General features: G+C 38.0%; 20 protein-coding genes. 8 read left to right on the top strand and 12 right to left on the bottom strand.

The genetic code is table 11. The features are described 5' to 3' along the window. Positions 1-19 precede the first annotated feature (19 nt). The 10 genes from KJS37_RS04630 to sdaAB form a co-directional block, all read right to left on the bottom strand. The gene (locus tag KJS37_RS04630; RefSeq protein ID WP_213496084.1) at positions 20-1,312 is read right to left on the bottom strand and encodes a Sapep family Mn(2+)-dependent dipeptidase; all 1,293 of its coding nucleotides are present in this window, start codon (positions 1,310-1,312) and stop codon (positions 20-22) included. Between the two features lie 28 nt (positions 1,313-1,340). Further along, on the bottom strand, positions 1,341-1,859 hold the full coding sequence (locus KJS37_RS04625; RefSeq protein WP_046400981.1) for a GrdB-related putative oxidoreductase: 519 nt from the start codon (positions 1,857-1,859) through the stop codon (positions 1,341-1,343). Between the two features lie 9 nt (positions 1,860-1,868). Continuing rightward, positions 1,869-3,239 (bottom strand): PTS sugar transporter subunit IIC, encoded by a 1,371-nt coding sequence (locus KJS37_RS04620; protein ID WP_035001163.1) that lies wholly within the window; start codon positions 3,237-3,239, stop codon positions 1,869-1,871. A gap of 16 nt (positions 3,240-3,255) precedes the next feature. Then, entirely contained in the window at positions 3,256-4,206 is a 951-nt protein-coding gene (locus KJS37_RS04615) for a glycosylasparaginase (RefSeq protein ID WP_213496082.1), read from the bottom strand. Positions 4,207-4,331: 125 nt separating this feature from the next. Further along, on the bottom strand, positions 4,332-6,110 hold the full coding sequence (recQ, locus tag KJS37_RS04610) for a DNA helicase RecQ (protein ID WP_213496080.1): 1,779 nt from the start codon (positions 6,108-6,110) through the stop codon (positions 4,332-4,334). A gap of 76 nt (positions 6,111-6,186) precedes the next feature. Then, positions 6,187-8,274, bottom strand: coding sequence for a heavy metal translocating P-type ATPase (locus KJS37_RS04605; RefSeq protein WP_213496078.1), 2,088 nt, complete (start codon positions 8,272-8,274; stop codon positions 6,187-6,189). 73 nt (positions 8,275-8,347) lie between these two features. Further along, on the bottom strand, positions 8,348-8,557 hold the full coding sequence (locus KJS37_RS04600) for a heavy-metal-associated domain-containing protein (RefSeq protein ID WP_017369198.1): 210 nt from the start codon (positions 8,555-8,557) through the stop codon (positions 8,348-8,350). A gap of 15 nt (positions 8,558-8,572) precedes the next feature. Next, complete coding sequence (locus KJS37_RS04595) at positions 8,573-9,013, bottom strand: CopY/TcrY family copper transport repressor (protein WP_017369199.1); 441 nt, start codon at positions 9,011-9,013, stop codon at positions 8,573-8,575. A 143-nt stretch (positions 9,014-9,156) separates the two neighbouring features. Then, the gene (sdaAA, locus tag KJS37_RS04590; RefSeq protein ID WP_165711521.1) at positions 9,157-10,029 is read right to left on the bottom strand and encodes an L-serine ammonia-lyase, iron-sulfur-dependent, subunit alpha; all 873 of its coding nucleotides are present in this window, start codon (positions 10,027-10,029) and stop codon (positions 9,157-9,159) included. A 9-nt stretch (positions 10,030-10,038) separates the two neighbouring features. Then, positions 10,039-10,710 carry an L-serine ammonia-lyase, iron-sulfur-dependent subunit beta gene (sdaAB, locus tag KJS37_RS04585; protein WP_004256246.1) on the bottom strand — a complete coding sequence of 224 codons (672 nt, stop codon included), beginning with the start codon at positions 10,708-10,710 and terminating at the stop codon, positions 10,039-10,041. Positions 10,711-10,988: 278 nt separating this feature from the next. Between sdaAB and KJS37_RS04580 the strand changes: the two genes are divergently transcribed. From KJS37_RS04580 to KJS37_RS04555, 6 genes are all read left to right on the top strand, one after another. Then, a complete protein-coding gene (locus KJS37_RS04580; protein ID WP_213496076.1) occupies positions 10,989-12,521 on the top strand; it encodes a class I adenylate-forming enzyme family protein in 1,533 nt (510 codons plus the stop codon). A 307-nt stretch (positions 12,522-12,828) separates the two neighbouring features. After that, positions 12,829-13,329, top strand: coding sequence for a hypothetical protein (locus KJS37_RS04575; protein WP_213496074.1), 501 nt, complete (start codon positions 12,829-12,831; stop codon positions 13,327-13,329). A gap of 208 nt (positions 13,330-13,537) precedes the next feature. Further along, positions 13,538-14,035 (top strand): hypothetical protein, encoded by a 498-nt coding sequence (locus tag KJS37_RS04570; protein WP_244851343.1) that lies wholly within the window; start codon positions 13,538-13,540, stop codon positions 14,033-14,035. Continuing rightward, on the top strand, positions 14,035-14,256 hold the full coding sequence (locus KJS37_RS04565; protein ID WP_213496072.1) for a hypothetical protein: 222 nt from the start codon (positions 14,035-14,037) through the stop codon (positions 14,254-14,256). Before KJS37_RS04570 ends, KJS37_RS04565 begins: the two co-directional genes overlap by 1 nt. 62 nt (positions 14,257-14,318) lie before the next feature. Further along, positions 14,319-14,468, top strand: a complete 150-nt coding sequence (locus tag KJS37_RS04560) for a hypothetical protein (RefSeq protein WP_213496069.1) — start codon at positions 14,319-14,321, stop codon at positions 14,466-14,468. Further along, positions 14,458-14,694, top strand: coding sequence for a hypothetical protein (locus KJS37_RS04555; protein ID WP_096369322.1), 237 nt, complete (start codon positions 14,458-14,460; stop codon positions 14,692-14,694). The genes KJS37_RS04560 and KJS37_RS04555 overlap by 11 nt, the downstream gene beginning before the upstream one ends. A gap of 64 nt (positions 14,695-14,758) precedes the next feature. On the opposite strand, the gene menA is transcribed toward KJS37_RS04555, so the two are convergent. Further along, positions 14,759-15,718 carry a 1,4-dihydroxy-2-naphthoate polyprenyltransferase gene (gene menA / locus KJS37_RS04550; protein ID WP_213496067.1) on the bottom strand — a complete coding sequence of 320 codons (960 nt, stop codon included), beginning with the start codon at positions 15,716-15,718 and terminating at the stop codon, positions 14,759-14,761. Positions 15,719-15,902: 184 nt separating this feature from the next. Next, entirely contained in the window at positions 15,903-17,885 is a 1,983-nt protein-coding gene (locus KJS37_RS04545) for an FAD-dependent oxidoreductase (RefSeq protein ID WP_165711524.1), read from the bottom strand. 254 nt (positions 17,886-18,139) lie between these two features. Here KJS37_RS04545 and KJS37_RS04540 point away from each other — a divergent pair, with 254 nt between their 5' ends. After that, positions 18,140-18,493 carry an iron-sulfur cluster biosynthesis family protein gene (locus tag KJS37_RS04540; protein ID WP_213496065.1) on the top strand — a complete coding sequence of 118 codons (354 nt, stop codon included), beginning with the start codon at positions 18,140-18,142 and terminating at the stop codon, positions 18,491-18,493. 134 nt (positions 18,494-18,627) lie between these two features. Then, a complete protein-coding gene (locus tag KJS37_RS04535; protein WP_213496063.1) occupies positions 18,628-19,797 on the top strand; it encodes an AI-2E family transporter in 1,170 nt (389 codons plus the stop codon). Positions 19,798-19,799 lie beyond the last annotated feature (2 nt).

The following is a 19,799-nucleotide window of genomic DNA, read 5'->3' as shown; positions in this document are numbered from 1 at the left end:
TCTTCTTTTTAAAAGTTTCTTATTGGCAGAGCCTTTCAATACTTTTCATGTAAATTTCTATCATTTGTTTTAAATGTTCAATCTTTATATATTCATTTTCCTTATGGGCAATGCCTTTTTCCCCCGGAAAAGACGGGCCAAAAGCTACAATATTAGGCATTGACCGCGCATAAGTTGCTCCTGTAGTTGTGACAGGTTGACCGTTTAATCCTGTCACTTCTTCATAAATACTCGATAAATCTTGTATTTCTTGCTTCGTCTTATCAACATAGGTTCCTGGCAGACTGCGAGTAATTTTAATGCTTGTACCTTCGTAAAGATTCTCGCTTAGGCCATTCATAACCTGCTCCTCTGTCACAGTTACCGGATAACGAATGCTAAGTGACAGATGAATAAGATTGTTTTCTCTTTTGATTTTGTATGGCGTAAGTATTAAACGGCCACTCTCTTGATCTGAAAAGTCAATACCTACTCCTTGACCAAAATGTTTTTCGTGAAAACTATGAGTGAGCCATGAGAAATATTGCCTCAGCTCCTTATTTTCTAAATTATTTTGAAGTAAGCCTGCCAATGCTGTAATTGCATTTTTCCCTAATTCTGGCGCGTTGCTTGGTGTCCGCAATCCCTTAGCACTGTAGTTTTGATTTCCACCAGAAAGCTGGATATCATCAGGAACAAAGTCTTTAGCCATTGCACCATGAAAATCCCCCAATGAATCCAAAACACCGTGAGCAAATCTTGTCGTCAACTCAAGGACAACAACACCTCGCTCCCCATAAACTACCGGAAATTTGCAATCCGGTGTAAAACCAAAAATTGGTGCCTTTTCTTCTGACAAATAAAGAGGCACATCCGCTGATCCGCTTTCTTCATCAGTCCCAAAAATAATGCGAACCGGGATACGAGGATTAAAATTTCTTTCCTTTAATAACTTCAAAGCAAATAGACAGGACAGAATTGGTCCCTTATTGTCTAAAACACCCCGCCCATAGAAATAGCCTTCACGCTTATCTAGCTTAAAGGGAGACGATAACCAGCCTGGGCCATCCGCAGCGACCACATCAAGATGTCCAACTATTCCAATATAATCCTCACCTTCCCCTAATTGAGCATAGCCCATTGCATCATTAATAATTCGAGTTTTTAAACCATAGTCTTTGGCTCTTCCCGTTACATAATCTAAAACTTGACGTGCTTCAACTCCAAACGGAGCTCCAGTTTCCGCTTTCCCTTTGACACTGGGAATTGCGATTGCTTCTTTTAAAAGAGCAACATACTTCCCCCAATTTTGTTCAATTTCTGTCCTATACATTTTTTACCTCTCTAGGATGCTTTCCTGTTTAAAAAACGAACTGTTTATATGCTTCACGTGACTTATTGTTTTCTTTTGCCTGTAGCACTTTACAAATTGCCTTATAAGATTCATTAAGCCCGACGCCACCCTTTTTAGGCATTTTTACAATATCAATCGCTTCTTTGTAATCCGAAATTAAAGCCCCATTCTCTTCTGACATGGCACAGACTACTTTGAGAGATGTATTTTCTTGTATATCTTGTGCAAGCTCCAATGACATTTTAGAAAACTCAGGGTAATTAAAGGAAGGGCCACAAACCACCCCCTCAATATTAAGCCGTTGTAACATTCCTTTTATCTTTCTTTGAACAACATCTGGTGCTTCTCTGTAGGTTTGTTCTCCCATGTAAATCGTAACTAACAAATTTTGTTCATGCTCAGCAAGCAATGGCTTCAAAGTCACTCCTGGTCCAATCACTTCTTTTGTAGCAGTTAGCGGAACGTGTACATCATCCTTTGTTCCCATTCCTGCTTGAATTTGATTCAAAATCATTACAAGTCTCATTTTTTCCTCCTATAGGTTATCAAAACTCAACATTTCTTCTGTAATAGCTTCTAATTCTGCGTCAGCAGCTTGGCGCTCTTCATTCATGTATTGTACATCCATAATTTTGATAAACGGAATGTAGATGAATACACCTATAATAAGCAAAACGAGCTGTAAAAGCGCACCGGCCCAGTTTGTTGCTAAGAAACCTGAAATAATAATGGGCGTAGTCCACGGAATCAAAACACCGTTGGTGATAGGCACAAGATGAAGGTTCATCATAATATAAGAAACAATAATATTAAAGGTTGGTACTAAGACAAAAGGAATAAAAATGAGAGGATTAAGTACAATAGGAAGACCAAAAATAATCGGCTCATTTATCCCAAATATGCCTGGAACCAAAGCAAGCTTACCTAACTCCTTAATTCGTTTTGAACGGCAAACAATTAACATTGCAATTAATAAAGAAAGTGTTGATCCAGCACCTCCAAAGGTTGCAAATAAGTCTTGAAATTGAGCATTTACAATATGAGGTGCTCCGGTACCATTTTTAAAGTACTCTACATTTTCGAGAGAGAGGGTCAAAAGGATTGGATTAAATACCGCACCCACGACTGAACTTCCGTTGACGCCGAAAAACCAGAAAACATGAAGAAAGATATAAGCAATAATCATTGCCCATACTGTATCTCCGAGATGAAGCAGTGGGATTTGTAAAAAGTTAAAGACTAGGTCAAAAGCATTTGTACCAAAAACATTCAATACCAAGTTCAGTGCAAAAAATATTAGCATGACAAAAGCACCTGGAATCAAAGCAGCGAAGGAATCTTCAACCATTGGTGGTACACCTTCTGGCATTTTGATTACCCATTTTTTGTTGACAGCAAATTGATAAAGATTGACAGAAACAAATGCGCAGATAATCCCGATAAAAATCCCTTTTGCACCAACCCAAGAAAGCGGGAGAGCTGTTAAGGTAGCTGATACAGGATTTGCCATTCCCTCAACTGTCACTTCTCCGGTGACAGAGTATGGCATCAAAAGAAACCACGACATTAAGGTAACTGCCGCTCCAAAAATAGGATTGGCCTTAATTTCTTTTGCAAAAGAATATCCTATCCCCACAACTGCAAATACAGCCATAATCGTAAAGGTCGCATCAGCAGGTTTGGTAATCATTTCAGCTAAGGTCGTCCCTGTTTTACTGTTAATGACCGTCGTTTCCAAAAAATTAATCCATTGAGGAATAGGGAAATTTGCTAAAAGTAAAAAGAAAGATCCCGCAATCAATAGTGGTGTTGAAACGAGAAAACCATTTCTTATTGCAATAAGATACTTGTTACGTCCTATTTTTTCAGCCAGGGGCAACATAATTTTTTCAAGCTTTGAAAACATCAATTTCTCCTTCTATCTATTCAATAGGTGCTTTAATTCTTGCTTCATAAGCATCTAACCATTCTTGGCTAATGGGTTCGATTTTTGTTTTATGATTTACTTCTGGATATGCGATAAAGATTTTTGGATCCTGTTTGTGAGTAGCTACGCTAAAAGTAAATTCTACATTAGTCGCAACGCCCCAGTTGCCTTCTTTATCCAGTGCAACAAGTGAAAAAGCTCCTGCTTTACCGTATCTTTCTTTCAATTTATCTTCAAAAGAATATACCGCCTGATCACAAGCTTCTTGTGGTGTATAGCCCTCAGACATGAGCCGAACGATTTCATAGGATAAAATTCCTTTCATCAAATCTTCACCAAGTCCTGTTGCTGTGGCTCCTCCAACCTGACTATCCACATAAAAGCCGGAACCTGAGAGTGGAGAATCACCAACCCTGCCAGATTTTTTCATGAAGAGACCAGAACTTGAAGTTCCTGCAACCATTTTCCTACTACTGTCTAACGCAACCATTCCCACCGTATCATGTCCATCATAAGCCGAAAGACCTGTCCGTTTCATATCTTCTAAACGTCTCTCCCATATTTTTTTGGCGCGTTCTGTTAACATTTTTTTCTCCTCAAAGCCTGCTTCAATAGCATATTGTCTTGCGCCTGGACCAACGCGCATACTATTGAATTTTTCCTCAGATAAGGCTTTTGCTACTGCTATGGGATTAGCAATATCAGTTATGCCTGCGACTGCACCAATTTTAAAGCTGTCTCCATCCATATAAGCAGCGTCCATCTCTAAAATTCCTGCTTCATTTGGTAGTCCCCCATACCCGACGGATTTATAATAAGGATAATCTTCAACCGCTTTTATCGCTTGTTCTAATGCTTCTCCGGCGTCCCCTCCTTTTTTCAAAAGCTCTTCAGCTTTGCAGACTCCATCATGAGCCATTCGCCACGTTGCAATGATTCCCCACATAAATACTCCTTTTTATTTTATATACAATCTAGTATATACTAGTTGTTTATATTTTAAATTAAACGCTTACATTTGTCAAGGCATAAATAAAAATAGAGAATATCCAATGCTTCTCTACTTTTATTTCATTCTTTATTATAGGCATTGAGAGCCTTTAGGAACACCTGTCCATACTTTTTCAACTTGACTTGACCTACACCAGAAACTTCTAAAAATCTCTCTTCGTCTAAAGGCATAACTCTTGTCATATCTTTCAATGAAGCATCGGAAAATATCATGAAAGGAGGAACACCTTCTGACTTGGCAATATCAAGTCGTAATGTCCGTAATTCTTCAAATAACTCCAAATTAAACGCCACACTATGTGAAATGTTTTGTTTATCAGCACTTAAAGGTGCACGTCGCCAAACCTTTTCTCTTCCTTGTAGAACAGCTATCCCACGCTCAGAAACTCCAAGCAAGGGAAACTTACCCGCAGAAACAGTTAGATAACCTTCACCCGCTAAAAAGTCAATCAGTTCTCCAACTGCTTTTTGCGAATATCCCTTCATTATGCCAAAAGTTGAGAGTTTTTCAAAATTCCAACGTGCTAAATTTTTATTTTTAGAGCCTACTAAAACTTGTGCGACTGCTGTTTTCCCGAAACGTTGTTCCATCCGAATAACACAGGACATAACTTTTTGAGCATCAAGCGTAACATCTGTACGTTCCCGGTCATCTAAACAGTTCGAGCATTTACGGCAGTCTTCCCCAGCATCTCCAAAGTACTGCAAAATATAGCCTTGCAGACAAGTTTCGGAGCTTGTATAAGCTTGCATCTGCCTTAGTTTTTCGTATTCTTGCTCCTTATGTTGCTCACTCCCTTCGCCTTGCTCGATCAAGAAGTTTCTGAGACGAACATCATTGGGCGAAAATAATAAGATAGCATCCGAATCAAGTCCATCTCGTCCTGCACGACCTGCTTCTTGATAGTAGGCTTCAATAGTGGCGGGCATCCCATAATGAATCACAAAGCGAACATTGCTCTTATTTATTCCCATTCCAAAAGCATTGGTTGCCACCATAATAGGAACTTCATCATAAAGAAAATCTTCTTGGTTTTTTTGGCGCTCTCCCTCAGATAAACCGGCATGATAACGTTTAGCAGGAAAATTATTTCGGTTTAACCATTCCGTAACTTCTTCTACTTCTTTACGTGTGTTAGCATAGATAATGCCTGATTCGTCAGTATGTTCTTTTAAGTAGGACTTTAAAAAGTCACGTTTATCTTTTCCTTTAACTACTTCAAACCTTAAGTTTTCGCGTAAAAAACCTGTTTTAACAGTATTATCTGTAGCTATGTGCAATAAATCTTGAATATCTGCAGATACTCGGGGTGTAGCTGTAGCTGTTAGTGCTAAGAGCGTTGGCGTAGTAGGCAAATCAGCCAAACGCTTGGCAAAAGTAACATAGGAAGGTCTAAAATCATGTCCCCATTGGGAGATACAGTGTGCTTCATCAATTGCAACTAAATCAATAGGAAGGTGTTGCAAAAAATAGTTAAAAAATTCTAGTTCAAAACGCTCAGGTGCGACAAATAAGATTTTCACCTCGCCATTTTCGATCTGTTGCATTCGGAAATAAGCTTCTTGCTCATCTACTGTCGAATTAATAAAAGTAGCTGGTATATTTGCAATATTTAGCTGATCCACCTGATCCTTCATCAGGGAAATTAAAGGTGAGACCACAAGAGTGACCCCTTCTTGTAAAAGGGCAGGTAATTGATAGCAAATGGATTTTCCTGCACCAGTCGGCAATATCCCCAGAGTATCTTTTCCCTGTAGAACTTGCTCTATGATTTGTTTTTGACCTTGACGGAAACTTTCATAGCCAAATATTTCCTTGAGTTTTGCTTCTAAATTCATCTTTTCCTATTATACGTTTAATACTAAAAAAATTCACGAATAAAAGTGAATTTTTTTCTTTTATTTTTAGTCTACTTCAAATTTTTGTCTTCGTCAAAAGTAAGGAATTCAAAATTACAGAAACACTAGACAAACTCATTGCGGCAGCGGCAATCATCGGATTCAAGAAACCAAATGCAGCCAATGGAATACCAATAATGTTGTAGATGAAAGCCCAAAAATAATTTTGCTTGATTTTTCTTAAGGTTTTCTGTGAGATTTTAAACAAGTCGAGTAATTTATGGATTTTTCCACCCATAATCGTCACATCACCTGCTTCCATCGCAATATCTGATCCTGTAGCCATGGCAACACCAACAGTACTACTTGCTAATGCAATAGCATCGTTGATTCCATCGCCTACCATAATGGAATAGGGTGTTTCTTGAACGATGTTAGCCTTATCTTCTGGCGAAAGATTACTCTTAACTTCATCCAAATTGACAATTTCTTGGATTTTTTTAGCAGAGTCTTCATTGTCTCCTGTTAACATAACGGTTTTAATGCCAGCTTTTTTCAATTCAGCTACGGTCTCCACACTTTCTTGCTTAATAGAAGATTTAAAAGTTGCTGTAGCTATATGGCTTACATCATCTGCAAGATAAATAACAGTATCTGTGCTTGATGTGACACTGTACCCGTGCTCTTCCATAAGTTTTGCATTTCCTGCATAATACTGACGGCCATTTATTTCTCCCGCAAGTCCACGACCAGCAATTTCTTTAAGATTTTCTACGCTGTAGATTCCCTCAGTTTTTACAGCTTGAGCTAACGGATGGTGCGAGTGACTTTCTAAACTTGCCAAAATTTTAAATGCTTCATCACTCCCATCAAACTGAGACAACTCAAATTCTCCTGTCGTAATCGTACCAGTCTTATCAAAGAACACAGTTTTTACGCTATTCGTCAACTCTAAAGCATTGGCATTTTTCAACAGCAAGCCATTCTTAGCAGCAAGCCCTGTTCCTGAAATAATTGCGGTTGGTGTCGCTAAACCAAGCGCACATGGGCAAGCAATAACTAATGTTGCCACAGCATGCATAATGGCAGTCAATAATGTCCCTGTAAAGACCCACGTTGCAACAAAAGTTACAAGTGAAATGATCAAAACAATCGGAACAAAGACATTTGATATTTTATCCGCGAATTTTTGAATATCAGGTTTTGAAGCTTGCGCTTCTTCCATCATTTCAACCATCCTAGATATGGTTGAATCATTAACATCTCGAACAACAACAGCTCTAATCGATCCGTCTAAATTTACAGCCCCTTCAAATAGCGTATCATCATCCCCCTTAACTACAGGTAGAGATTCGCCAGTCAAATGACTTTCGTCAAAAGAGGCTTTGCCCTTAAGAATCATCGCATCCAAAGGTACTTTCTCGCCAGGGTATATTTGAATAACATCTCCGATTTGGACTTCTTCAAGCGGGCGATCACCTTTTTCTGTATGCACCACTTTAACTCTGCTGCTCATCAAACTTGTGATTGCTTGAGTTGTTTTTTCCTTGGCATTGTGCTCTAGTACTTTTCCTAAAACAACCAAGGTAATAATTACCATAGCTGATTCAAAATTCAAAGCATTCACTTGACCTAAAAATACCGCTAAAATTAAACTTGAAAAATAAGCAACGCTAGTTCCCAGTGCTACTAGAACATCCATATTTGCATTTCCATTTTTCAATGCATGATAAGCGCCAACATAAAAGCGCCAACCGATAATAAACTGAACAGGCGTTGCGAGAATAAGTTGTAAAACAGGATTGTGTAGAAACATCAAATAATGTGTACCCAACAAACTCTCAAACATGGCAAGCACTAAAGGTAGTGTCAAAATTACTGACACGATCAATGACAAACGTAAATTACGGTTCCTTCTTTGTGCTTGGGCTGCAATTTTTTCTTGATGTGCTTTATCATTTACAATAGCACCATAGCCTGCCTTTTCTACTATATTGATCACGTCTTGATCACTAATGTTATCATCAAAAATGACTTTTGCTTTTTCGGTTGCCAAGTTGACTGTTGCTTCTTGGATTTTATTCGAGTTATTCAATGCTTTGGATACGGTATTCACACAGTTTGCACAGGTCATACCCGTGATGACAAAGTTTTGACTTCTCATTTTCTACTCCTTCATTAAATTTACAAATGTAAACAATACATCCCATAGAAAACTGCCCCTAAGGACAGCATACTTATTTTACTAATTCGTAGCCGGCTTCTTTAACAGCCATTGCTAAATCTTCTACTGCCGTTGTCTCTGCATCGAATTTCACAAGTGCTTCATTCTTTTTTAAAGAGACTTTTGCTGATTTTACTCCAGCAAGACCTTCAAGAGCTGAAGTCACATGCATTGCACAGTGATCACAAGTCATACCTTTGATTACGAATTTTTCTTTTTCCATTCTTTCTCCTCCCTATTAGCTGACGTGTTGGCAGCTGCAAGAATTAAAATTTTCTAAACAAGTACAAGTTGTTTCTTGAATTGTTTCTTTATTTTTTAACGCTTCTTGCAAACTTGCTACATCTTCTGAAGTCAAGTTTGACAAGGCGATCATATCGGCTAAGAGCTTCACTTGTTTTGTTTCACAAACTTTTTCAAGTAAAGACTGTCCCATCATTTGAATAGCTGTACATTCTGCCATTAAAGGGCGATAAACAAACTTACGACCTTCTTTTTCAGTACTTAGCATTCCCTTTTTCACGAGGCGCCCCAGCAAAGTTTTAACTGTTGCTAGAGACCAATCCAAATCGGGCGAAATTTGACAAGAAATCTCATCAACTCGTGCTTCGCCGAGCGACCATATAACACGCATAACAATCAATTCTGCATTTGATATATTAAATTCTGTTTCGTTCATTGGCGCTCCTTACTTTATTTTTACTACAACTATAGTTTACAACTGTAAACTATAAATGTCAAGTCACAACTCTGTATTATAAATAAAAAAACCCTTTAAGGCAAGTATAGACTTTCAAAAAGGGTCTTTTATTTTCAATATTATTATTTTTCATCACCAAAGATACGTTCCATAATTTCACGTCCTGTTGGTGTAGCAGCAAGTCCACCTTCGCCAGTTTCACGATGAGCAGAAGGTAAGGAGCGCCCTACATTGTACATACATGTAATAACTTCATCTACTGGTATAACTGTTTTTACACCAGCTAAAGCCATATCGGCAGAAATCATCGCTTGAGAAGCCCCCATAGCGTTACGGTGAACACAAGGGATTTCTACTAATCCTGCAACTGGATCGCAAATCAAGCCCAACATATTTTGGAGCGTCAAGGCTAAAGCCATTCCAGCTTGCTCTCCTGTACCTCCGGCCATGATGACCAAAGCTGCTGCGGACATGGCCGATGCCGAACCCACCTCTGCTTGACATCCTCCTTCGGCACCAGCAATTGTTGCATTGTTAGCAATTGCTAAACCAAAAGCACCAGCTGTAAAGATAAATTCTACTTGTTGCTCGTGCGTAAGACCTAGCTTTTTCGTTGCTGCAGAGAGCACACCAGGTAGACATCCAGCTGACCCAGCTGTCGGTGTCGCACAGATGAGTCCCATCTGAGCATTCACTTCGTTTACAGCTACGCCATCACGCGCTGCACCTAAAATAACATCACCTGATATCGCTTTTCCTGATTTAATGTATTCATCCATTTTCTTGGCATCACCACCTGTAAGACCTGTTGTTGACTTATTGCCAAGTAGTCCTTCCTCAATCGATGACATCATCGTTGCTAAGTTGTGCTCCATCATCTCAATGATTTGTTCACGACTTGCTCCTGTTTGTTCTATTTCTTCTGCAATCATCAATTCAGCAATTGATGGATATGCTTTTGCATCTTCAAGCAGTTCTTGTACATTTGAAAACATAATTACCCCTTATTTAAAGAAATTTACAGCAGAAAGTTTCGGAATGTGTTTCATTTCCTCAAAAGCTTCTTCGACATCGAAACTGTCTACTTCCATAATCATGATTGCTTTTTCACCTTTAGCTTCACGCGTCAAATTCATTTGTGCCACGTTAATATCATGCTTTTCAAAAATAGCTCCAAGACGCGCCAAGATACCTGGTGCATCTTGATGGACAATTACAAAGGTTGGCATCCCTGCTGAGATAGAAATGTCGAAACCATTGAGTTCGGTCACTTGAATCAATCCGCCGCCAATAGAAATCCCTGTGACGCTCATGTCACGGTCGCCCTTTTTCAAAATCAAACGTGCTGTATTAGGGTGATCTGCCTTATCTTCTGGATGTGGAACATAGGTCACTTCCATACCTTCTTCGTGAGCAATACGTGGTGCATCACGTAAGCGAGGATCATCTGGATCCATTCCTAAAACACCAGCAACCAAAGCGACATCTGTTCCATGTCCACGGTAAGTTTTAGCAAAGCTTTCGTACAAATGAATCTCCACCTTCTCGGGTAATTCTCCAAAAATTGAACGAATAATCTTACCTATACGGGCAGCACCGGCAGTGTGAGAACTACTGGGACCAACCATTACAGGACCAATAATGTCAAATACACTTTTGTAACGTAAATTTTCCATATTTCCTCCGCAACTTTGCTCAGCAAAGCTTTTCGTTCGAATTTTTTATATTCCAACGAAACAATTTATTCTTAAAATCATTATAACACTAATACGCTTTCATATCTATATAAAACTGGGGCTGTAGCAAAAAGATAAGTTTGCTAATTTTCCCATTTTACGTGGACTTTTCAGACTATTCTTTAATGATTAAAAATGCAAAAAGGACATTTTTTTCTCAATTCTCGCCGATAGTTTGTGATATAATAAACTTTAGAAAAATAGAAAGAGAGATTTCAATGAAATTCAATCACAAACCTCTGAATCTTTATGTAAATTTCAAAGAATCTGCTGAAAAGTTCCCCAAAAGTCGTTTTATTTTCGATAAAAAGTTAAACGCTTTCCCGGAATTAGAGCTTGAAACAAATTATCAAAGCGTTCACGAAGCAGTCTTGCAAAAAGCTTATAATTTGTCAGCCTTGGGAATAAAAAAAGAAGACAAGGTCATTATTTTTAAATCAAGTGCTTTTGACACTTATCTTCTTGCCGTTGCTGTGTCCTATCTGGGTGCTGTGCCTGCAATGATTTCCCATCACTTTTCTACACCGGTAATCGATACCTTAGCCGCACGTCTTGAAAATCCTTGGCTAATTTTTGATGAAGACACAGCTCCTGTCGTTCATGAGTTGACAAACGTTAAAGAAGACCGTAAACTTTTCGTTTCTGACTTTGCTTTAATTAGCAATAGTCCTGAGGTTATCAATCAACAATTAGATACTGATGAGATTGCTTATCTCACACATACATCAGGTACTACTGGGGTTCCGAAACTGATTGCGCACTCTGCTAATTCTATGGGATGGCGTTGGGTCTTACAACGTACCGTTATGGATTGGATGCCAGACAAATCTTCTCTGCTAGCCTTCCATATTTCACCTGTTCATTCCCGCTTTAACATTGGTATATCATCAGCCATGACTTTTGGTTTCAACCTTATGCCACTTTCCAATTTAGAAAAAGATACAGTTCTCAGCATGTTTGAGAAATACCGTCCTACAGCTTTTGAAACACATCCAAACCATTTTGTCCGTTTGGCAAATGTCGTGAAAGAAACACCCGCTGCCTTTGCTTCTATTCGTTATCTCCACTCAACTTTTGATGCGATTAACAAAGATACGATGCATACTTTCCTTGCTGCTTCTAAAGAGGAAAACCCTGTTTTCTTACAAATCTACGGTCAGTCCGAATGTGGACCAATGATCTGGAAAAAACATCGTCTGAGCACTTTACCTGCTACAAATGCACGCGAAATGGGAATCGGTATGCCCGGTCTCTCCCAAGCGCGTGTAACTGATGCTGACGGAAATGTTGTCCCTGCAGGTACACCTGGTCATATTCATTTTCTCTCTAAAGGACGTGCACTCACTTATTATAAAGAAGACGATCGTTTTGCTGAAGAAGTTTATGGCGACTGGTGGGATACAGGTGACTGGGGAATTATGGATGAAGACGGTATACTCTTCCTCTATGATCGTCAAGTTGACCTCATCGATAAGGTGGAGTCAAACTTAGCCATTGAGGATCTCCTCCTCGACCAACATGACTTCCTTGACGAAGTAATTATTATCCGTGATGCTGCTGGTCATCCCCAACCTATTTTGGCGCTTGCTGAAGGTAAGGAGATGGACTGGACAGCTTGGTGGTCTTCCATCATTGATATGCCTTTCCTAAATGAACCGCTCCTTATGGACTATGATGCGATACCTCGTACAGCCACAATGAAAGTTCAAAGATTAGCTCTTGAGCGTGAACTTGCAGCAGCTAAAAAATAAATTCGCATTGTCTTAATTCAAAGACCTAGTATAACCGAAAGTTAGGATGACTTTTGGTTTTTTTACTGATTTAGTATCTTCACAAAAAGATTTCAAAGCAATTTTTGTTTTTCTAGTCAAGTGTGCCAAATTCGGCACATTAAATAGACCGAATATTGCAACTCCACAAGTTTCATTTAAGTTTTTACTGATACCCTTTTTTATAAACATATGAAAGCCTTTTCTAGAAAGGAGAGTAAGTTTTTAAGGGCAGTTGCAACTATAAGCCACTAGAAAAATTCTAGAATCGAATTGAAAGGAAAACTTTATGAACAAAAAAGTGAAAAAAATTATCATGGCATTTATTGCAAGTTTGCTTTTGTTTACAGCTGTTGGGTCACCTGTCGTTGGGGTGGTGCAGGCTAATGACACAAAGAACATTCAAAAAAATTTGAATAATTTATCAGAAATTCCAACGGAATTAAGCAAAGAAGACATACAATTTTTATCAAGTATGGAAAAAGAAATGTTAGCACAAGTTGAAAAAAATCCTCTTCTAGAACCTCGAGCGTTCAATATACGAACACTCGCTCGTAATTTACAAGGTCTTGCAATTCGTTCTAGAGGAATGTCTGATGCTCTTAGAAAAGTAGGACTTGGACCAGCACAAATTGCAGCCTTAGCCCGAGGAAGCTGGGTGTATTCATACTCTGTTCTAGGAGCTAAAATTGCGACAGTTGCTACTTGGAACCTTTGGCTTGGTGCAGTAATTGGAGTTACAGCAGGAGTAGCCATTTATACAATGGGAAATTTCCGTTTGTTCTATTGATGAGAAAGAATGAATATGAAAAAAGAGAAAAAATTAAGTAAAGAAGAGAGAAAAACAATTATACGTAAAAATCTAATTGATTTTTTATGGGAGCTGTTTCTTGCTATACCTTTTTTATGGAGGTAAATAAGTTTAATTTTTTAAAGACAGTTACAACTAAAATCTGCTAGAAAAACTCTAGTATAGAATTGAAAGGAAAAAATTTATCATGGTATTTGTAGCAAGCTTAGTTTTTTTTGCAGCTATTGGCCCGCCTGTTGTTGGAGTCGTACAGGCTAATGATATGAAAGTTGATGAAAATGTACCATCTACACTCACTTCTGAGGCTGAAGAAAGAATTTCAAATGCCGTGGATGAGTATTTGAGTATGACAGGGTATAATCCTCTTCTTCGGAGATTTGGAAGAAATTGGTGGAACTCGCGTCGATTTATCGCTACTGTTATCGATGTAGGGCTCATTGCTGTTGGAATTGGTGCTGCTGCTCGAAGTCGTGCTGCCTTAGATTCTATTCTCCGAAATCACCGTACTTTAATTACTCGTGTCGTTAATGGTCAAATTTTAAAAAGAGTTGGCATAGGAGTTACAGGTATACTTATGGCTAGCATCAGATTTGCTGCTACACTTGCAGGAACGTCAATTGGTGGTGCCATCGCTTGGGGGCTTGACCGTGCCGATGGACGATTGGATGGATATATTTTAGCCTGATGAATAACGAGATAAAACAAAAAATATTATTTTATATTGGTAGCATCATTACTTCTCTAGGCATAATGATAATGTGCATTTTTATGTTTGAAAGCTTATTTTTAAATATTGCCATAGGGGTATCTTTTTGTGGTATTGGCAGTTTTATTTCTGCCAAAGTAATCACAGATAGGCTTTGGAAGGTAATGAAGGAGAAGGGCAAAAGTAAAGAAAAGAGATGAATATGATGCTTTAACTTAAGAATTTCAAGTATATTCATTTTCTTTTATGAGGAAAGTATATCATGAGTCAAGGTGAAAAAAAGATAACAAAAATAAACAAAGAAGCAAAAAATATTATCCACAAAAATCTAATTGCTCTTGCTTGGGGACTCTTTCTTGATATACTTTTTTATGGATATAAACGGTCTGAAGGAGGAATATATGAAAAATAAATGTAATTGGTTTAAAAATAAATATAATTTGTTTCTTTTGCTCGGCAATATCATTGCTTATGCTGGGATGAAACTGACCTCACTGAGGATAATTCAGCCTTGGCTTTTGAACTTTGCTGTCGGACTCGCCATCGTTTTCATCGGTGTTCACTTGGTTTGGGTTTCTGGTCTAGGTATAGTGCAAGAAATTAAGGAAGACAAATACGATTATAACGTTGTTGATTAAATAAAGATATCCTTTCGCATTCAGTTTAAAAGGTAGTTCCCAAGAGGAAACTACCTTTTTTAAATTATTTTGCCACTGCTTGCCACAGAAGCGATAAAAGGAGAGAAAAAGCATAAGAGCTATTAAATAAAACCATATTTTTTAGAGAATAAACAAAGCTATGAGGCGCAGGAACTTCTGCTGCATGTTGTTTTAAGTTTTTCTGAATTATTGGAAAAGAAAGAAAAGTCAATAATGTTGGCCATTCAAAAATTCCAATAAAAAAACCTAAAATAATGAAGAAATATGCACTGTACATAAGCAGTTGAAAAAGCTGAATACCTTGTTTACGTCCAATATAGTAAACTAAAGTATAACGATGGTTTTTAATATCTGTATCCAAATCACGCAAGTTGTTAGCCAGCATAATATTTGCAATCGTAAAGACTAACGGTAAACTTGCAACAACCATTGCTACCGCTCCCATTATATCTCCCGAAAGTGTAAAAGAATTTGCCGCAAAGTTGAGATCAAGTTTAAAAATAGGATTTTCTGGACTATTGATGAGAATCACCATTGCAAAAATCCCAAAGCCCATCGTTCCACCGGAAAAGATTTCACCCAATGGCATACGAGACAGAGGAATCGGACCATAAGTATAAAAAATGCCGATAAAGAAGACGATGCCTCCCAACACCAAAAAGAGCCAGCCCGTAAAATAAGCCAAAAGGAAACCCAAAACCAGGCTGACAACAACCATGAAAACTATCAAATTTCTGACAAACTGGGGCTGTAGATTGGCTTTCCCGATAATATTTTCTTGTTTTTGATAAATTTCATCTTTAGCTTTCTGAAAATCTTGGTAATTGTTAATCGCTGTTACTGTCATATCGAAGATAAGCATAGCCAGTAAAAAAAGAAACGATAGGCCAGCGTTAAATGTTTTAAAATAACTCAGACTGAAAAGTAAGCCAATAATATAAGGAAATATACTGGCAATTTTGGTTTTAATTTCAACAAGTTCTAAAAAAATTTTTAATGTCATAAAGTAGTTGGTATATCCTTCACTAGTGTTTCTTTGATTTTAGAGTAATTAAACTTGCTTGACGTTTAATCCTCCATAAGCTGTCTATCTTTTCAGACAGCATGAACAATCTATATTATAGCGGATAAGTGCTCAAGAATCAATTTCAGGAATAAAAAATAGCTCTAACGAGCTATTTTTAAAATTAACGTCCTTTATAAATTGAACGAGATTTACCATACCATACTTGAGTAAGTATTTTTTGAATCCAAGGTTGAACCCATTTATCTAATCCAAATGCACGTCCTGAACCGTTCATTAAGGCAATTGCTACTGGAATAAACCAAATGTTTACCCAGAAGAACATACCGGAAAGAGCGAACATTACTGTCAATGCAGCAGTTACAGCTGATGCAATCCATGTAAAGAGACCAAAGATAATAGCAAGAGCAAGTAAAACTTCAACGATAGACATGAATTTTTGCATGAACAATGCAACATCACGATTTGGAATCATGAACTTAAAGATAGGTTCCATCCAGTGTGGTACTTTTTCAAGTACTGGCATTGGATCTGTACCATAAGCGTATGAGAGGCCCCATTCTGTAGCTTTGTGAGCAGCTTCTGCACCACCATTGGCAGCAGCGCCTGTTGCACCAGCAGCAGCATCTGCTGCTTTTGTTGCAGCTTCACCTGTTGCGCCAGCAGCAGCATCTGCATGTTTAGGTACTTCTTGCAACCAAGCAAATGGGAATTTAAGATCATCTGTAAACCAAGAACCTTTACCAAACCAAGTTGTAGGGTTAAAGAGTTGACCTTCACCAACAATTTTCTTCATTGCTTCTGTCAACCAAACGAGACCATAGAAGATACGAAGTGGCACAGCCCAGAGTACGTTACCTAAACGTGAAGTGTGACCACGCATAAAGTTACGGTCATCTTTTGTACGGAATACTTCATCCAAAGCATAACGCCAGAAATAATGTGCTGAACGAATTTGCAATGTGTAGATAAAGTAAACGATGTTTTTCATCAACATTGCCCAGAAGCCTGTCAAACGCATGCTTCCGACCTTAGCAACACCCCAAGTTGATCCGATAGAAACCATTGTTCCTTGGTATTTGCTTTCATGTTTATGTTTGCTGCCACCGTTAATATCAGCGATGATATTTGAAGCTGCTGTGTGAGCTGTTTGCTCTGCTGCTTCAACGATTTGTGGTGTTGGACGGCCTGTATCTGGTTCGATATAGCCGGATACATCCCCAGCTACATAAATACCTTTATCTTCAAAGCCAACAGCTTCCATAAACTCGTTAGCTTGGAGGCGGTGTCCACGTTCTGTTTCGTTAAGATTAGTTTGTGCTGCTGTGTTACCTTGAACACCTGTAGTCCAAATCAATGTGTGTGTTGGTATTTCTTTTGAAACTTTTTCTTCGTCTCGTCCACCAACATTTACTTTGATGTGATCTTCTGCAACTTCAACGATACCGTGGTTTGTCAACACATTAACATTTTTCTTTTCAAGATATGCATGTGCACGGTCTGCTTGTTTGCGATCTAACGTATTCAAGATTGTTGGCATCATTTCAACAACGTTGATTGTGATTTCTTCCTCAGGAATTTTCCAATCTGTTGAAACTTTCTTACGCCAGTCAATCAATTCACCAGCCATTTCAATACCTGTGAATCCTGAACCTGCAACAGAAATAGTCAAAAGTGCACGGCGTTTTTCATCATCAACTTCTGTTGAACCATATTGAACAACAGTTTCAAGTTGACGTTTGATACGCATAGCATCTTCGAGTGACCAAAGAGTGAAACCATGTTCTTTAACACCAGGTACTCCAAAGTCATTAGGTTCACCACCAAGAGCAACTACAACATAGTCATAGTCGTAGCTTCCTTGTTCAGTGATAACCTTCTTGTTATCTTTATCAAGACTGACAACAGCATCAGTTACAAGGCTCACATTTTTACGTTTTCCCAAAAGTTTTTGGAAGTCATATTGAACTGTTGTGAATGGCACACGTCCTGCTGCAACTTCATGAAGTTGCGTCATAGATGTATGATAACTGTGTTTGTCAATCAAAGTGATGTCAGCATTCGCTTTAAGCTTTTTCGAAAGCTCACGTGTTGCATGAACCCCAGCAACACCACCACCGATGACTACGATTTTTTTCTTAGTCATTTAAAATCGGTCTCCTACTAGTAATATAATAATGAAAAAAATTTCCATCTAACATTATATCGCTTTCATGCTGCTTTGTAAAGCCTGAAAATGTAGTTCTGAGTAAGTAAGCGGACAAACAAAAGCCTGTTGACGAATTTCTTCATGGTCTTTTGTGTTTTTTAGTCATGGTTTGATTATTTGGGCGCTATATATATCCTCTTTTTCAAGCTGAATTAAGGCATGTCCTCATAACTATGTAGTACAATAATTTTATGAATATTACATTTGACGATACTATTACACAGCGTCTATTAGCGCTTATTGAAGATGAACCTGCTGACTTTGTCTTAGACTTTGATCATACTTTAAGTAGTGAGACACTCCTAAGTAGCTGTTGTGGCATTACACGTTACCGTATTGTTGCGGTTAATAAAGGAGCAGTCCCTAAAGTTTTTGATGGTAAAATCAGCTCACCCTTAGGTGATTTCTACTGTAAAGCTTGGGGTATGATGTATTTTGATGAAAATATGCGTGTCCGTGTTACAGCTAATCACTTGATTGAGATTATGGGCGATGGTGAAAAGATTGCCCCACATATTGAGATTGTCGACTATCGTCGTCACTAAATGCTTTTCAAATATTTTAACCTACACACAGAAAAATTCTGTGTTTTTTCTTAAAATAATTGACAGGATTTTCTAATGATATTACAATAAAAGGAACTACTTTATATCAATTTACCCGAAAGGACAATTCGCCCATGGGAAAAATAAAAATCAACTTCAACCTTTGGCTTAACGGACTTCTTTTTTTCGTTGTACTCTTCTTACTTTTTAATGTCATTTCAAATATCACCCCGATTACAAAAGGTATTGTCAACTTTTTACAAATTCTCTCTCCTCTATTTCTCGGAGCAATCGTGGCATACTTTTTAGACAAACCTATCCATAGGCTTAGTTTGCTTTTTAGGCGTTTAAATGTAAAATTTGTACAGCGTCATGCCAGAAAATTTAGTATTTTGGTCACTTATATAATTTTCTTTCTTCTCCTCTTTTTTGTTATCTACTATCTATTTCCCATTGTTGTTCGTAACTTACTCGAGTTTCTACGCTTATTACCTACGATTTACCAAAATATTTATCAATGGCTCAGTAGTAATCAATTTCAAGAGTTAGATAATTTTTTACAAATCGAAGAATCTATTCGCTCTTTTGTCAATGCGTTTAGTGCACAGGACGCCGCACGCTACATTACCAGCGGCATTGAATCTCTGAGTACCTTTACTTTTACACTTGCTTCACAGCTCTTCCGTATTGTTGTTGGCATTATCATTTCAATCTACCTTTTGTTATATAAAGAAAGTATCTTACAGATTATCTTCCGCTTTGGGAAGATTTCTGTTAAGCAGGAGCATCTCCAAGCAATAAAATATTATCTTCGTCAGACAGATATTATCTTCTATAAATTTATTTCCACACAATTTATTGATGCATGTATCATATGGGTTTTATCCACGCTCTTACTGCTTCTCCTCCATGTAACAGGAGTCGCTCATAATCCCTTCTCAGTGGCTTTAGGTTTGCTAATTGGTATTTGCAACATGATTCCTTATTTTGGATCAATTTTTGCCTCGATTGTCGCAATGATTATCGCTTTTTTCACTGGGGGATGGGAAGCAGGACTCGTTACGATTGTTATGCTCATCATTCTCCAACAAATTGACGGAAATATCATTGGCCCAAAATTAATGAGTGGAGCTTTGAATGTTAACCCTATTATCGTTATTATCTCTATCTCGATTGGTGGTGCTTATTTTGGCGTAATAGGAATGTTTGTCGCCGTACCTATTGCAGCCTTGCTTAAAATTATTTTTATTGAATATCTAGAAGCTAAAGAAAGTAAACTTTCTCTGGCTCAACAAGAGAAATAAAA

This window comes from Lactococcus formosensis, assembly GCF_018403745.1.
Lineage (GTDB): Bacteria > Bacillota > Bacilli > Lactobacillales > Streptococcaceae > Lactococcus > Lactococcus formosensis.
Note: the sequence above shows the minus strand (reverse complement) of the source record. Positions and strands in the feature narration are given on the sequence as shown.